Origin of the sequence: Halomonas sp. CSM-2, assembly GCF_002119345.1 — a bacterium.
Classification (GTDB): Bacteria; Pseudomonadota; Gammaproteobacteria; order Pseudomonadales; family Halomonadaceae; genus Vreelandella; species Vreelandella janggokensis.
This window is the reverse complement of the sequence record NZ_NBYR01000005.1, coordinates 168349-184054: the sequence shown is the minus strand read 5'-3', so window position 1 is coordinate 184054 and position 15706 is coordinate 168349. Positions and strand designations below refer to the sequence as shown.

The 15706-nt window shown below is 59.1% G+C and carries 15 protein-coding genes; 3 read left to right on the top strand and 12 right to left on the bottom strand.

What is annotated here, in order from left to right; genetic code table 11:
* Positions 1-10: 10 nt before the first annotated feature.
* A complete protein-coding gene (locus tag B7L15_RS05835) occupies positions 11-1129 on the top strand; it encodes an acyl-CoA dehydrogenase family protein (RefSeq protein WP_085918058.1) in 1119 nt (372 codons plus the stop codon).
* Positions 1130-1139: 10 nt separating this feature from the next.
* The gene (locus B7L15_RS05830; protein ID WP_085918057.1) at positions 1140-1919 is read left to right on the top strand and encodes an enoyl-CoA hydratase/isomerase family protein; all 780 of its coding nucleotides are present in this window, start codon (positions 1140-1142) and stop codon (positions 1917-1919) included.
* Here the strand turns inward: B7L15_RS05830 and B7L15_RS05825 are convergent.
* The 3 genes from B7L15_RS05825 to B7L15_RS05815 form a co-directional block, all read right to left on the bottom strand.
* Entirely contained in the window at positions 1901-2860 is a 960-nt protein-coding gene (locus B7L15_RS05825) for an NAD(P)H-dependent flavin oxidoreductase (protein WP_085918056.1), read from the bottom strand. The two genes, B7L15_RS05830 and B7L15_RS05825, sit on opposite strands and share 19 nt — an antisense overlap.
* Positions 2861-2938: 78 nt before the next feature.
* Entirely contained in the window at positions 2939-3865 is a 927-nt protein-coding gene (locus B7L15_RS05820) for an electron transfer flavoprotein subunit alpha/FixB family protein (protein WP_085918055.1), read from the bottom strand.
* A 70-nt stretch (positions 3866-3935) separates the two neighbouring features.
* Positions 3936-4685: an electron transfer flavoprotein subunit beta/FixA family protein gene (locus B7L15_RS05815; protein ID WP_085918054.1), complete on the bottom strand. Its 750-nt coding sequence runs from the start codon at positions 4683-4685 to the stop codon at positions 3936-3938.
* Positions 4686-5112: 427 nt separating this feature from the next.
* Here B7L15_RS05815 and B7L15_RS05810 point away from each other — a divergent pair, with 427 nt between their 5' ends.
* Positions 5113-6777, top strand: coding sequence for an electron transfer flavoprotein-ubiquinone oxidoreductase (locus B7L15_RS05810; RefSeq protein ID WP_085918053.1), 1665 nt, complete (start codon positions 5113-5115; stop codon positions 6775-6777).
* Positions 6778-6839: 62 nt separating this feature from the next.
* On the opposite strand, the gene B7L15_RS05805 is transcribed toward B7L15_RS05810, so the two are convergent.
* From B7L15_RS05805 to fabF, 9 genes are read right to left on the bottom strand one after another with little or no spacing between them, the layout of a single operon-like run.
* Positions 6840-9026 carry an ATP-dependent helicase gene (locus B7L15_RS05805; RefSeq protein ID WP_085918052.1) on the bottom strand — a complete coding sequence of 729 codons (2187 nt, stop codon included), beginning with the start codon at positions 9024-9026 and terminating at the stop codon, positions 6840-6842.
* A complete protein-coding gene (locus tag B7L15_RS05800) occupies positions 9023-9598 on the bottom strand; it encodes a DUF1285 domain-containing protein (RefSeq protein ID WP_085918051.1) in 576 nt (191 codons plus the stop codon). The genes B7L15_RS05805 and B7L15_RS05800 overlap by 4 nt, the downstream gene beginning before the upstream one ends.
* Positions 9599-9621: 23 nt before the next feature.
* Positions 9622-10458, bottom strand: a complete 837-nt coding sequence (locus B7L15_RS05795; protein WP_085918050.1) for a TatD family hydrolase — start codon at positions 10456-10458, stop codon at positions 9622-9624.
* Between the two features lie 19 nt (positions 10459-10477).
* On the bottom strand, positions 10478-10813 hold the full coding sequence (locus B7L15_RS05790; protein ID WP_085918049.1) for a PilZ domain-containing protein: 336 nt from the start codon (positions 10811-10813) through the stop codon (positions 10478-10480).
* A gap of 18 nt (positions 10814-10831) precedes the next feature.
* A complete protein-coding gene (locus B7L15_RS05785; protein WP_085918048.1) occupies positions 10832-11818 on the bottom strand; it encodes a DNA polymerase III subunit delta' in 987 nt (328 codons plus the stop codon).
* On the bottom strand, positions 11809-12462 hold the full coding sequence (gene tmk / locus B7L15_RS05780) for a dTMP kinase (RefSeq protein WP_176243639.1): 654 nt from the start codon (positions 12460-12462) through the stop codon (positions 11809-11811). The genes B7L15_RS05785 and tmk overlap by 10 nt, the downstream gene beginning before the upstream one ends.
* Positions 12463-12486: 24 nt before the next feature.
* Positions 12487-13497: an endolytic transglycosylase MltG gene (gene mltG / locus B7L15_RS05775; protein ID WP_085918046.1), complete on the bottom strand. Its 1011-nt coding sequence runs from the start codon at positions 13495-13497 to the stop codon at positions 12487-12489.
* Between the two features lie 21 nt (positions 13498-13518).
* The gene (gene pabC / locus B7L15_RS05770) at positions 13519-14322 is read right to left on the bottom strand and encodes an aminodeoxychorismate lyase (RefSeq protein WP_085918045.1); all 804 of its coding nucleotides are present in this window, start codon (positions 14320-14322) and stop codon (positions 13519-13521) included.
* Positions 14323-14328: 6 nt separating this feature from the next.
* On the bottom strand, positions 14329-15567 hold the full coding sequence (gene fabF, locus B7L15_RS05765; RefSeq protein WP_085918044.1) for a beta-ketoacyl-ACP synthase II: 1239 nt from the start codon (positions 15565-15567) through the stop codon (positions 14329-14331).
* Between the last annotated feature and the right edge of the window lie 139 nt (positions 15568-15706).

Genomic DNA, 15706 nt, shown 5'->3' with positions numbered 1-15706 from the left:
GGAAGTCACCATGGATTTTGCTTTAACCGACGAGCAACGCATGCTCGAAGAGACGCTCTCTCGCTTAGTGGCCGATCAGGTTTCCGCAGAGCAGCGCCGTGCGATGCTTGCCGCTGCCCCCGAAGGTGCCTCTGCACTCTGGCGCACCTTTGCTGAGCTTGGCCTACTGCATATGCCCTTTAGTGAAGACGTAGGTGGGCTGGGTGGCGATGGCACCGACCTGATGATTATTATGCAGGCACTCGGGCGAGGCCTGGTGCCAGAACATTATCTTGCGGGCCTTGTGCTACCCGGCCAGTTATTGGCCCTGACCGCTAACAGCGAGCAGCAGAAACACTGGCTAACCCCACTACTTGAGGGCAAACACCAATTGGCGTTTGCCTGGCAGGAATATAGCACCCGCTATGATGCCTTTACGGTATCTACCCAAGCTAAACAGCAAGACGGTCAGTGGCAGTTAAATGGCAGAAAAGATGTCGTTCTGAACCTCGAAGCGGCGGCAGCTACGCTGGTCACGGCACAGTTGGAGAGCGGCAAATTAGGGCTATTCATTGTGCCCAGGGGTGCGCCCGGCGCATCGTCGCACCTTTATTGCACTATCGACGACCAAGCTGCCGGTGATCTCACGCTAGACAAGGTTACACTGCCGTTAGCCCATTGCCTGAGCGAAGATATCAGCGATGCGCTGGCCGAGGTTCTGGCCCTAGGTCGCGCGGCAATCTGCGCTCAAGCCATCGGCGCAATGGAAGAAGCCTGCGACCAAACCCTGGCCTATCTTAAAGAGCGCAAGCAGTTTGGCCTGCCACTATCCACCTTCCAGGCGCTGCAACACCGCATGGTGGATATGCACTTACACCTGGAGCAATCCCGCTCCATGGCGATTTTAGCGGCAACCAGCCTTACCCTGCCTGCCAGCGAGCGGGATTACAAAATTGCCGCGGCCAAGGCGTACTGTGGCGAATCAGCGCGCTTTATTGCCGAACAGGCCATCCAGCTTCATGGGGCAATGGGCATGACCGAAGAGTGCTATGTCGCGAACTACGCCAAGCACCTGGTGATGTTCGATCACTACCTGGGCGATAGCGACTACCATCTCGAAACGGTCAGTGATCTGTTAAGCGTTGCCTAGGGAGCATGATATGTCCGATCGCACCGGCGAATTAGTCACTGTCAGCGCTAATGAAAACGGCGTTGTCGAAGTAGCGATTGCGCGCCCAGAAGTCCGCAATGCCCTGAATGAAACCACCGCCTTGGCGCTCAATCAAGCGCTGGCGGCGGTAGCGACTGATGAACGGGTTCGCTGCGTCATTCTGCGCGGTGAGGGCAGCGCGTTTTGTGCGGGGGCTGATCTGTCGGAGTTTGAGAAGGCGACGTCTCAGCCCGCCAGCGAGCGGCTGGAAAAGCTCTTTCTGCCCGCCCTGCGCAGTTTAATGACGATGGAAAAGCCGGTGATTGCAGCGGTTAGTGGCGCCGCGGCAGGCATAGGGGTTTCCTATGTGCTGGCCAGCGATATGGTGGTCATGGGCCGTTCCGCTTACTTGAAGCTTGCCTTTATCAATATCGGTTTGATCCCCGACGTCGGCGCCTGCTGGCATCTGGTACGCAAGCTTGGCCACGCCCAGGCGTTTGAGATGGCCGCCTTGGCGACCCCCATTTCGGGTGAGCGCTGCGTGGCGCTCGGCTTGGCTAACCGGGTCGTTGAAGATCACCAGGTGCTAGCAGAAGTGCGTTCGTTGGCCCAAGCGCTGGTGGGTCAATCGCCTCAGGCGTTAAGTGCCACCAAACGCGCGCTGCGTGAAGCCGCACAGCGATCGTTGAGTGACACAATGGCGTTAGAGGGCGAGCTACAGGATCAGTGCAAGGCCTCTGAGGATTTCCAGATGCGAGTGGCGGCGTTTCGTCAAAGCCGCCGTAAATGATTCTGCGCCTGCTGATAATCTGCGCGTAGCGTGGCGACTTCTTCGGCCACGCTATTCAGTGTGGCAATACTACCCACGCCCTGCCCTGCGCCCCAAATATCCCGCCACGCTTTTGCTTTACTGCTACCGCCTGAGCCGTAGCGCATCGAGCTTTTATCGCCTTCAGGCAGCGCATTAGGGTCTAATCCCGCCTTTTCAATGCTTTGTCGCAAGTAGTTACCGTGCACGCCGGTAAACAGGTTGGTATAGACAATGTCTCCCGCTGCAGCGTCCAGCACCATCTGTTTGTAGGCGGCTTGAGCATTGGCCTCTTGAGTGGCAATAAAACGCGTGCCCATATACACCAAGTCGACGCCTAGCGCCTGGGCGGCAACGATCTGCTCGCCTTTGGTGATCGCCCCCGCCAGCACCAGCGGCCCGTCATAGAAGCGGCGCACCTCGGCCACAAAGGCAAAGGGATTTAAACGCCCGGCATGACCGCCCGCACCGTGGCACACCAGTATCAATCCATCGACGCCTGCATCCACTGCTTTCCTAGCATGACGCAGCGTAGTAACGTCATGAAAGACCAAGCCGCCATAGGCGTGTACCTTTTCCACTACACGATTAGGCGCGTGCAAGCTGGTGATCACCAGCGGCACTTTAAACTCGGCGCACAGCGCCACATCGTGCTCTAAACGATCATTGGTAGGGTGGACGATTTGATTAACCGCAAAGGGCGCTGAAGGCTGTTCTGGATGACGCTCGTCATAATCAGCCAGGGTTTGGGTGACCTGCTCCAGCCACTCGCGCAGCACCTCCGCTGGGCGGGCATTGAGCGCGGGGAAAGCACCCATAATGCCCGCCTGGCACTGGGCAATCACCAACTCAGGCCCGGAGACGATAAACATCGGAGAGCCGATCACCGGCAGAGTTAACGAAGCGGTTAGACGCGTTAGCATAGGCAACTCGCTGGGTTATTATTGTAAAGTCGCTAAAAAGCCCCTTACGGGGCTTTTACGAGACTCTTTTCAAGGCGTTTACAGCTTGCTTTCCAGCTCCGGCAGGATCTCGAACAGATCGCCCACCAGGCCATAATCCGCGACCTGGAAGATCGGCGCTTCGTCGTCTTTATTGATCGCGACGATCACCTTGGAGTCTTTCATGCCCGCCAGGTGCTGAATGGCACCGGAGATGCCCACGGCGATATACAGATCCGGGGCAACGATCTTGCCGGTCTGGCCGACCTGCATATCGTTGGGGACAAAGCCGGCATCAACCGCGGCGCGGGAGGCACCAATCGCCGCCCCAAGCTTGTCGGCAATGCCATCGAGCAGCTTGAAGTTCTCACCGTTGCCCATGCCGCGACCACCGGAGATGACCACCTTGGCGCCACCCAGCTCCGGGCGGTCCGACTCGGCCAGTTCCTGCTTGACGAAACTGGACTGGGCRTTGTCRACCACGGTATCAACGGCTTCAATGGTGGCGCTRCCACCATCGCCCACGGCATCAAAGCCGGTGGTACGCACGGTGATGACTTTCAGCGCGTCGTCGCTCTTGACGGTCGCAATKGCGTTGCCGGCGTAAATCGGGCGCTTGAAGGTATCAGCGCTATCCACGGCAAGCACATCGGAAAGCTGGCTGACATCTTTCAAGGCCGCCAGACGCGGCAGTACGTTCTTGCCAGTGGTAGAGGCGCTGGCCAGYACGTGGGTGTAGCCATCGGCCAGTTCGACCAGCAGYGCGCCCATGGGCTCRGCAAGCTGGTGGGCRTAAACGGCGTTATCCGCAACGCGTACTTTACTCACRCCRTCAAGCTTGGCCGCCGCCTCGGCCGCGGCCTGAACGCCTTCACCGGCGACAAGAACGTCGATATCGCCACCAATGGCTTTAGCCGCGGCCACGACGTGGGCCGTGGCGCCCGCCAGYTGGCCTTCATGMAGGTCGGCAAGTACCAAAATGCTCATAAAATCAGCTCCTTTCAAAGCGCTTGTCTCGAAGAACTTGTCTCAAAGTACGGGKTGTAAAGAACCGACCTTAAAGAACCTTGGCTTCGTTTTTCAGTTTGTCGATCAGCTCGTCTACCGAGGCCACTTTGATACCGCCTTTGCGCTCCGCTGGCGATTCGACTTTCAAAAGGCTGACCTTGGACGCCATCTCGACACCCAGATCGGCGGGGGTCTTCACGTCCATGGGCTTTTTCTTGGCTTTCATGATATCCGGCAGCTTGGCGTAGCGCGGCTCGTTGAGGCGCAGGTCGGTCGTGACGATCGCCGGCAGCGTCAATGCAACCGTCTGCAGGCCGCCATCGATTTCACGGGTGACGTGAACCTTGTCACCGTCGACGGCCACCTCTGACGCAAAGGTACCCTGGGGCAGGTTGGTCAAGGCGGCAAGCATCTGGCCGGTCTGGTTATTGTCGGTGTCGATGGCCTGCTTGCCGAGAATCACCATGCCCGGTTGCTCTTCATCAACCACCTTGGCCAGCAGCTTGGCCACGGCCAGCGATTCAGCGCGCTCGTCGGTTTCGATATGAATGGCGCGATCCGCGCCCAGCGCCAGCGCGGTGCGCAGTTGCTCCTGGGCGGCCTTGGGGCCCACCGTCACGGCGACCACTTCCGTCGCAACGCCCTTCTCTTTCAGACGCACGGCTTCTTCCACGGCAATTTCGCAGAAAGGGTTCATGGCCATTTTGACGTTGGTAAGATCGACGTCAGAGTGGTCTGCTTTGACACGAATTTTGACGTTGTAGTCGATGACGCGTTTCACCGCGACAAGTACTTTCATAGGTTCCTCGCTTGGCTTGTGGTGAAGCCGTTAACCCTGGATGGCACCCACCTGGCAGGCACCTTGAGAAGCTTGGGATATCACATTGCGGCCCATGGAAAGGCTACCGCATAAAATTCATTCGAGCGTTTGATAGGTGTGCAAGTAAAAAACCTTTTTAATTTGCCATAGCCTACCTGCCTGCAACAATAGGGGTTGCTTACGGCCTTGGTCGAATCCCCATCGATAGATAGGCCGCCATTCACCATCGCTAAATGTTAAATCGCCATTTAGCATCGTAGGCGTGACCTTACACAGGTATTATGCCTATTATGAAGGATAACCAGAAGCAAACGACCGTTTAAAATTAAGGCCATGTTTTTATAAGCTAGTTCCCAATCGCTAGTCATTGTAAACAATGGCCCTTATGAGAGTAAGGAGACACCAGGTGGATAACGTTGAACGCGATGTGATGGACTTTGACGTGGTCATCGTCGGAGCTGGTCCCTCAGGACTGGCAGCAGCCTGCCGTCTAATGCAGCAGGCCAACGACGCGGAGCAGGAACTGACCGTCTGCGTGGTTGAAAAAGGCTCGGAAGTCGGCGCGCATATTCTGTCCGGCGCCGTGTTTGAACCCCGCGCTCTCAACGAACTGTTTCCCGACTGGCAAGAGCGCGGTGCGCCCCTTAACACGCCCGCCATCCGCGATGATGTTTACCTGCTGAAAGATGCTGACAAGGCGCAGAAACTGCCCAATGCCCTGGTGCCCAAGAGCATGCATAATACCGGCGGCGACCTGACCCGCTACGTGATCAGCGCTGGCAATTTATGCCGCTGGCTGGCGGAACAGGCAGAGGCCCTGGGCGTGGAGATATTCCCGGGCTTTGCCGCCCAGGAAGCCATCGTTGAAGACGGTGCGGTACGTGGCATCCTCATCGGCGACATGGGCGTGGCCGCCGACGGTTCGCCAAAAGAGGGCCATATGCCCGGGATGGAACTGCGTGCGAAATACACCCTGTTTGCCGAAGGCGCCCGCGGTCATATTGGCAAACGTCTGATCGAAGACTTTTCACTCGACGCTGGGCGCGACCCTCAGCACTACGGCATCGGCCTGAAGGAGCTTTGGGACGTGCCTGCCGACAAGCATGAACCCGGCGTCGTCCTGCACGGTTCCGGCTGGCCTCTGGACAACAATGCGCATGGTGGCTGGTTCCTCTACCACGCCGAGAATCAGCAGGTGGTGGTCGGCCTGATCATGGACCTGAGCTACCAGAACCCCTGGCTGTCACCGTTCGACGAATTCCAGCGCATGAAGCATCACCCGGTACTCAGCCAGTATCTGGAAGGCGGAAAACGCGTCGCCTACGGCGCCCGGGCGATCACAAAAGGCGGCTTCAACTGCCTGCCCAAAATGACGTTTCCAGGCGGCCTGCTCATCGGCTGCGATGCGGGCACGCTCAATTTTGCCAAGATCAAGGGTCTGCACACAGCCATGAAGTCGGGCATGGTGGCGGCAGAAAGCGTGTTTGAAGCGATCAAGAACGGCGACGAGGGCGCCCAGGAACTGACGAGCTTCACCGACAAATGGGAAGCCAGCTGGGCATATCAAGAACTGAAAGAAAGCGCCAGTTTCGGCCCGGCGATTCATAAATACGGCACTGTCGGCGGCGGCGCGTATAATTTTGCCAATCAGCTATTGGGCAACAAACTCCCCAACCTTCACGATACGACCACCGACCATGGGGCTCTCAAGCCCGCCGACGAGTGCGAGAAAATCGACTACCCCAAACCCGACGGCAAGCTATCATTCGACAAACCTTCGTCGGTGTTCCTGTCCAACACCAACCACGAAGAAAACCAGCCTTGCCACCTGCGGCTGGACGATCCTGACCTACCGATTCGCGACAACCTGCCCAAGTACGCTGAACCCGCGCAGCGCTACTGCCCGGTAGGTGTCTACGAAGTCGTCGAAGATGATCAGGGCGAACCTCGCTTCCAGATCAATTTCCAGAACTGCATCCACTGCAAGACCTGCGATATCAAGGATCCGGCTCAGAATATTACCTGGGTAGCACCGGAGGGCGGCGGCGGCCCCAATTACCCGAATATGTAGCGGTCGCTGTGACGCAACCCGCATGTCAATAAGCCTAAATGCCCACTGGGGCATTTTCTTTATCAGGCCAGCCGCTCGATGGGCGCTCGGCTGGCAATCAGCCGTCGCCGCCCTGCCTGATCAAAGCGCACATCAATCACCGGGTCGCTTGGGTTACCTTCCACGGTGGCCACCTCGCCTTCACCGAATACCGCATGGTGCAACCGCTGGCCAGGATAGAACGCGCTTGCGGTGTAGCCTGCCTGGGGGGCCTGAACCTGGGGCGCGGCCAATTCAATGTCATCACGCCCTAGCTGGCTGAGATAACGTCCCACAAGCGATGGCGACGTGACCGTCAGCGTGGGCGACGGCGTCTTGTCGCTGGCCAGGCAGGCGGCGACCTGCATGCTGTCCTGCCAGGCACTTTCGGCAATAAAACGGCTGGGCCGATGTGCACCGCCGTCGTGAAGCACAAGCAACTGTTCTTTCGAGCGCGTGATCGCGACGTAAAACAGCCGCCGTTCTTCTTCCAGGCGGTCATCGGTGAGCGGGTTATCCCGACTGTAATAAGGAAAGTCTTCCTCGTTGACACCCGCCACGGCGACGAAGGGCCACTCAAGCCCCTTGGCGCCGTGAACGGTGCTGATCAGCACCCCCGCCGCTTGATTCTCTACCGGCCGCTCCAACAACTCGATAAATGCATCCGGGTCTGAAACGCTTTGCGCCTGCTCGATCAGCACGTCCAGCAAGCGCACGTCCTCTTCGCCCTTATCGCGCCGGGCGGCGGCGCGTTTCAGGGTTTTCTCGGCCTCGATGGTGTCAACCACGTACTGCAACAGCTTGGCGGGCGGCCATGCACTGAGCTGCGGCAGTTCGCACAGCAACGCCCAGCGTTTTTTCAGCGTGCGCCGTTGGATGGGCTTTAAATCACTGATCACCGGGTCGTGATTTTCCGGCCATGCTTGACGACTGGCGAGCTGCCGAGCCAGGCGCTGCAGGCGCTCACGGGCCACGAAAGGCGTGGGCTGGGCCAGCAGCAAGGTGAGTTGTTCGGGATCTTGCAGCAATGTCGGACGACGGGAAAGTTTTAAATACCCGGCCAGCGCCTGAACCAGCGGCAGGCGAAACACAAAGCGGTCTTCCCGGGCCAGCCGAAAGGGGATGCCAGCCTGCAGAAGCGCCAGTTGAAACGGCACCGAGAGCGCCCAGCTGCGTACCAGGAGACTCACGTCGCTCAACACACGGCCCTGCGCCTGCCAGTCAATCAACGCATCCAGCAGCTGTCGACCGCCCTGCCCCACTGACAAGCGGGTATCCGGATTGTGGGTCGCGGCCAAACATAGCTGATCCGGCCGACGCTGGTTGGCGGCAATCGCATGGTTGGCCGCCAGTGCCAGGGCATGGCCGTGGCGAAACGTGGTCGAGAGAGGGTAATCGGTTGCTTCACCAAAGGTGGTGGTAAAGTTTTCCAGCATGGTATCCGGCCGCGCGCCGCGCCACTCGTAGATACACTGGTTGGCGTCGCCGACCGCCATCACGGAGGCTCTTTTACCCGCCAGAACCGCCAGCAAGCGCTGCTGGGCCGCATTGATATCCTGATACTCATCGATGATCACGTGATCGAGAAAGCCCTCTACCCGGCTGCGTAAGGCGCTATCGGCCTCGATTGCCTGCAGCGGACGGTAAAGCAAATCCGCATAGGTCATCACCCCTTCACTACGCAGCAGGCGTTCGGCCTCCTTGAAGGCGGCGGGGAAATAGTCCGTATCGGGGTCGTAATTGAGACGTTCAAAGAGGGCCTCTGGCGCCATCATTTCGGCTTTAACCAGACCGCAAAAATGGGCCAGCGTCTCGAGTCGATCGCCTTCCAGCGCCGCATCGCGGCGCTCAACGGCATCGCTGAGCACATTCAGGCTGGCCTGGCGAAGCAAACGCTCGAGCTGCCATTCCGCCGACAACAGGCGACGCGGCGCCAGGACGCCCCAGCGGCACAGGCTTTGCGTCAGCCGGTGACCCAGCGAGTGGAAGGTACGAACGTCAGGTAACGCCTGGCCGGATGGCGCCATACTGGCCAACCGACGCTGAAAATCTTCCCGGGCGGAGCGGTTAAACATCAGCACCAGGATGCGCTTGGGCGGAACACCACTGCCGAGCAAATAGTGAACCCGCGCGGCCATGGTGGTGGTTTTACCGGCGCCGGCCACCGCTGCAACACGGGCATGGCCCTCATCGTGGTGAATGACGGCTTGCTGTTCAGCGGTTAGCTTCACGACCCCTCGCTGGGCGATAACCCATCAAGCTCATGCCCTTCAAGGTAGCCGATGGGATGCCAGTGACCAGCACTGTAGACACTCAGCGCCTGACGACCGGCCCTTTCATCGCGTAACTCAGCAACGTCGGCAAGCTGATAATAGACATGGCGATGCAACCTGGCAGCCAGTCCGAAACGTACGGCAATTTCCGGCACATGGTCTCCCTGGGGCGTCTCGCTCAACGTCAGGGGGTGCTCGGCATCAAGGCGCACGACGTCGTCAAACTGCGTGGTCAACCACCATGCATCGTCACGAAAATCGGCTTCCACGGCGACTAGCGGCCGATCGTCCACCTGAATACGCCAGCGCTCGATCGGTGTTACCAGGCAATAGCCCTCGGCATCATGACGCAGCAAGGTCGACAGCAACCGCGCGACGCTGGCACGGGCAAAGGGCACGCCCTCGTGCCACCAGCCACCCTGGGCGTCGATACGTATATCCATATCGCCTGACAAGGCGGGCTGCCAGTCATCAAGTGGCGGTATGCTGGAAGCGCCCTGGCGATAATCAAGCAATCGGTCTATGTTCATCGTATTACCTCGCCCTGGCCCGCCTACTTAGCCAATAACCCCGATTGTGCCAACGCTTGCTTAACCTGTTCGGGGGCGTCGGGGGCCGCATTACGAAATAGCTGATAGAAATTGGCCGTGGTCTGCATGGCGACTTCATCAACACTGATGCCACGCGCCTCGGCAATGCACTCGGCCACTTCAACCACCCAGGCGGGCTCATTGGGTTTGCCACGATACGGCACGGGTGCCAAATAGGGGCTGTCGGTTTCGATCAGCAACCGGTCAAGGGGCAACTGGCACGCCAGGGTACGCAGCGACTCAGCATTGCGGAAGGTGACAATCCCTGATAATGAAATATAAAAGCCTAAGCGTACGGCGTCACGCGCCATCTCGATATCTTCGGTAAAGCAGTGGAGTACGCCCCCGACTCGCGGGTCGCTGTGCTCACGCAGCAAGGCCAGAGTGTCTTCCTTGGCATCGCGGGTATGCACCACCACGGGCAGCTCGAGCTCACGAGCGGCGATCAAGTGGCGCTTGAAACGTTCATACTGAACCCCTGCCGACACGCGGTCCGCATAATGGTAATCAAGGCCCGTCTCGCCAATGGCCACCGCGTCGAATTGCTCCGCCGCCTCCTTGATATCACTGACACCGGGTTCGACCGGTGCGTCATGGAGAGGATGCTGGCCCGCCGATATCACGACATCCCCGTGCTCTCTGGCAATGCCGGCAAGTTTGGGCATGTCCTCAAGCGTCACGGAGATGGCAAGAAACTGGTTGACGCCAACGTTGCGGGCGGCCTCCAGCGTGGCCGCAAGGCTGCCGTTGTGTGTGGTGTCGGATAAGCGGTCCAGGTGACAGTGGGAATCAACAAACATGTCGCTCTCGTGGTGGGCGTTAAAGAGTAAATGAGGGCGCAGCTTTATCCAACTGCCCCGCCAGAAGGGTTTCAATACGGTCACGCACCCGGTAATCCTGCGCGTGGAAGTGAATGCCGATCCCCGGCATGCGCCGACCGCTGACACCGTCGGGAGACACCCAGATCACCTCGCCGCTTAGCGAGAGACGCTCGCTCTCCCCCGGCAGTGTCAGCAGTAAATAAACGGTCTGGCCCAGGTCATAGTAGCCGCGCGTGGGAATGAACATGCCACCGCGGTCAAGAAACGGCATATAGGCAGACAATAAAGTGGGCACATCGGGCACCGTGAGGGAGAGCGCTTTTTGCGTTGCCATAACACCTCGCAAGTCGGTCTAGGAGCGGAGTAATGCCGACCAGCGCACCAGCCACGCTTCCAACACAAGCTGCGGATTGGGGTTGGCACCAACGGCGAGCAGGCGGCGCTGCTCGCGGGCATAGTCCAGCAGCTTAAACCAGTCCCGTACCCGGGCATTTTTCACCGCTTGACGGTAAAGCGGAAGCAAATCGGGATTACGCAGGGCAGAGGTGGAGCCGGACAACCCCAGCCTGATCAGGTCTTCAAGCCAGGCAATACCGTACCATAAAATGGCATCTATCGCCTGACGGTCTAATCGCGCGGCTTCAGATACCGGCTCCCCGCCGCGTACCAGTTGCTCGAAGCAGTCGTGCAACTGCTGACGCAAGGCGCGCGCCTCAGGAGCGGCAAGCTCGACCGCCCTCAACGGCAGCCCACCTGACACCTGCCACCAGAAGCGCGCTTCGTCCTCGCTTGCCAACTGCTCGGTCAACCAGCCCAGGCAATCGGCTAACGCGACGCTGGGTAGCGGCCACTGCTGGCATCGTGAGCGAATGGTGGGCAGCACTCTGGACGGCACATCCGCCAACAGGATAAATAGTGTCTGATCGCCCGGCTCTTCCAGGCTTTTCAACAGTGCGTTTGAAGCGGCCACGTTCATGGCTTCAGCCGGCGAGATAACGATGACCCTGTAGCCACCCTGCTGCGCGGTTTGCGAGACAAAGCGATTGACGTCACGAATGGTATCAATACGGATCTGGCGCTTGCCTTCCTCCGGCGAAATGCGTAGCAAATCGGGATGGTACCCGGACGCCAGCAGCTGACAGCTGCGGCATTGACCACAGGCCTGCTCACCGGGGGCGGCACACATCGTTCGGGCAATCAGTGCCTCTGCCAGGCGCTGCTTGCCTACGCCATGCTCGCCGCTGAACAGCAGCGCATGGGGCATTCTCCCAGCATCAGCAAGACGACATAGCTGGCGCCAGGTGGGGTCATGCCAGGGCAGCACACCGCTCAGTCCCATAACGCGGCTCGACCGGCCAGGGTGTCACAGATATCGGACTGGACCTCTGTCAGGGGTTGGTGGGCGTTGATCAGGGCAAACCGCTCCGGCGCTTGCTCGGCCCTCGCCAGGTAGGCATTACGAACAGCCTGAAAGAAGTCTGCCTGCTCCTTTTCAAACCGGTCTCGCTGGGTATGCTGGTCGCGCAGGCGTGATTCCAGGCGTTGCCTGGCAGCATCGTGTGGCATATCCAGCAATAGCGTCAGGTCAGGCGCCACTCCCTTCTGCACAAATGCCTCAAGCGCTGCGATACGCTCTACCGGAATCCCACGGCCGCCGCCCTGATAGGCGTATGTCGCGTCAGTGAAACGGTCACACACCACCCAGGCGCCTCGCGCCAGCGCGGGCAGAATCTTTTCGGCCAGGTGCTGGGCGCGGGCGGCAAACATTAACAGCAGCTCGGCGTCGGTGTGCAGCCATTCCTCGGGGGCGGGGTCCAACAACAGTTGGCGAATCGCTTCTGCCCGGGGGGTTCCCCCTGGCTCCCGCGTGGCCACCACTTCGATTCCCTGAGCCTCCAGCCAGGCCACCACGAACTGCATATTGGTGGACTTCCCTACACCTTCACCGCCTTCTAGGGTAATAAAGCGACCGCGCTTCGTCATCATGGCCTCTGGATTTGGGTAATATTAGTCACGGTTACGGATATACCGGTTCACGGCGTTGTTGTGCTCCCGCAGCGTGCTCGAGAACTTGTGGGTCCCGTCACCCCGCGAGACAAAATACAGCGTGTCGCCCGGCAAAGGGTTCACAGCCGCTTCCAGCGAGGCCCGCCCCGGCATCGCGATTGGCGTCGGCGGCAGCCCATCAATCACATAGGTGTTGTAGGGCGTGGCCTCGCGTAAATCGGCATGGGTAATCCGCCCATCGTAGCGATCCCCCATTCCATAGATAACCGTCGGGTCGGTTTGCAGCCGCATGCCGCTCTCCATCCGCCGCTTGAAAACGCCCGCAATTTCACGCCGTTCTTCAGGTGCTCCGGTTTCGCGTTCGATCAACGATGCCATGATCAGCGCTTCATAGGGCGAGTCGATGGTCAGGTCGTCGTCGCGTTCGGCCCAAACCTCGTCAAGTATGCGTTCCATACGTTCAAGCGACTGACGCAGGATATCAACGTCACTCATCCCCAGGTGATAGCGATAGGTATCGGGGAAGAACCAGCCTTCCGGGTGCGTCCCCTCTCGATCAAGCAATGCCATGAGCTCCCCATCGCTCATATCCGCTGTGCGCTGTTCAAGCTTGGGGGCTGCCGCCAGTTGCTCACGCATCTGGGCAAAGGTCCACCCTTCGGGAATGGTCAGCGGATATGTTACGACATCGTTGCTGCCGAGCAGCGCCAAAAGCTCCATGCCGGTAATGCCAGGCTCGAGAAGATATTCCCCTGTGCGCAGGTCCGGCAATTCATCCGGCTGAAGTTTCGTCATCAGTTGGAACGCCCAGGCATCCTCAATAATGCCTTGCGCCTCCAACTCGGCGACCACGCGATTGAGGCCGGCACCAGAAGGCACCTGATAAAGCGTGGGCTCACCAATCGACAGCGGCGCATCAAGCCGCTGCTGCCAATAAACATAACCACCCGCGACACCGGCAACGCCAACCACGGCCATCACGGCCAGTGCAACCACCAAGCGTTTCACTATAAGACCTCAATATTCAATACGTTAAGACGTCGCTGGGTAACCGAGCAGCGGGTGGGCCACGGCTTGCAAGGGATCATGCCTGGGCGCTCCCCAGCGACGAAGAGGGGCGCCTTCAGCCGTCCACAACGCATTGACCGGCCATACACCCTGCACTGAGTTGGCCAGCCACAACCGGTCAACCGCCGCGACCTCATCGATTGCCAGTTGAGCAGGGGTCACGAGCTGTGCATCAATCAACGCGGCGCGCAGCGTACCTTCCACACCACACTGATCCAGCGTCGGCGTCATGATGCACCCGTTCTGTTCCCAAAACAGATTCATGCTGGTGGCTTCCACGACCAGGCCGTGGTTATCAGCCAACAGACCTTCACGGTAGTCCGTTGCCTGCCACTCCTGGCGAGCCAGCACATTTTCAAGACGATTGAGGTGTTTGATACCCGCCAAGCGGGGTTGCCGGGCCAGGCGTAGCGAACAGATACGTACGCTAACCCCCTTCGACCAGGCCGACGAATCCGGCTGAAAAGGCACACGACGGCTCATAAGACGGGGGGCCGCCACGTCAGGAATCGCGTAGCCACGACCACCGCTCCCCCGGGTGACGATAATCTTGAGCACCTCCCACCCGACAGTGGGTGCTGCTTGCCAGGTGGCCGACAATGCGGCTGGCGAAGGCGGGTCGATCATCAACCGCTGACAGCCCTCCAGCAGCCGCTCCACATGCTGCTGCCAAAGCACCGGCTGACCATCGTGCAGCAGAACAGTTTCAAATACGCCGTCACCGTAGGCCAGCCCGCGGTCGTCAAAAGGTACCCAGGGCTGACTCATACAGGCTTACACCTTTTTGAACAGCAATGACCCATTGGTACCGCCAAAGCCGAAGGAGTTCGACAGCACAGCATCGATACGCATGTCACGAGCCGTGTGCGGTACGTAATCGAGTCGGCAGCCCTCCTGCGGGTTATCCAGGTTGATCGTGGGCGGTGCGACCTGATCGCGGATAGCCAGCACGCTAAACACCGCTTCCACAGCGCCAGCCGCCCCCAATAGGTGGCCAATCATCGACTTGGTCGAACTGACGGCCACTTGCTGAGCAGCCTGCCCCATGACTTTTTCGACAGCTCGACTTTCAGCCAGGTCGCCCGATGCCGTTGAGGTACCATGGGCATTGATATAATCCACCTCGGCAGGATTCATCTGCGCGTCCTTGATGGCATTACTCATCGACAATGCAGCACCACTGCCATCTTCAGGTGGTGACGTCATGTGATAAGCGTCATCGCTCATGCCAAAGCCTGCCAACTCCGCATAGATGGTTGCGCCGCGGGCCTTGGCGTGCTCGAACTCTTCAAGCACCATCACACCGGCCCCGTCTGACAACACAAAGCCGTCACGGTCGGTATCCCAGGGACGGCTGGCAGCCTGCGGGTCATCGTTGCGGGTCGACAGCGCGCGTGCGGCTGCGAACCCCCCCAGCCCCAGCGGTGTGGTGGCCATTTCCGCGCCACCGCAGACCATCACCTCGGCATCACCATAGGCAATGGTGCGGGCGCTGTAACCAATATTGTGCGTTCCCGTGGTGCAGGCCGTGGTAATCGCAATATTGGGCCCTTTAAAGCCGTGCTGAATCGCCATATTGCCCGAGATCATATTGATGATGGACCCTGGGACAAAAAACGGCGATATCCTGCGTGCACCGCCTTTATTCAGCGCATCATGATTATGTTCAATCATGGGTAACCCGCCAATGCCGGACCCGATCGCTACACCAATACGGTCAGCGTTGGCCTCGGTACACTCAAGGCCTGAGTCCTGAATTGCCTGAGCACCCGCGGCCATGCCGTACTGGATGAACAGATCCATCTTGCGGGCATCTTTAGGGTTCAGGTACGGGCTGATATCAAACCCTTTTACCGACCCGCCAAACCGCGTGTTAAAGCCGCTGGTATCGAAATGCTCAATCGGCGCGATACCGCTTTGCCCGGCCACAATGTTGGCCCACGACTCATGGACCGTATTTCCAACTGGGGTCACCAGGCCTAACCCGGTTACCACTACCCTTCTTCGCGCCATCAATCTTCCTCCAGGCATCCATGGTGACTCGACCCTTGTGAGTCATTATCAGTCGTCAAAGTTGCCGCTAGTATAACGGAGATTGAACGTTATATTCAGTGCGACCGCAAAGCAAAAAAGCCGCCCCTGGAAGGACGGC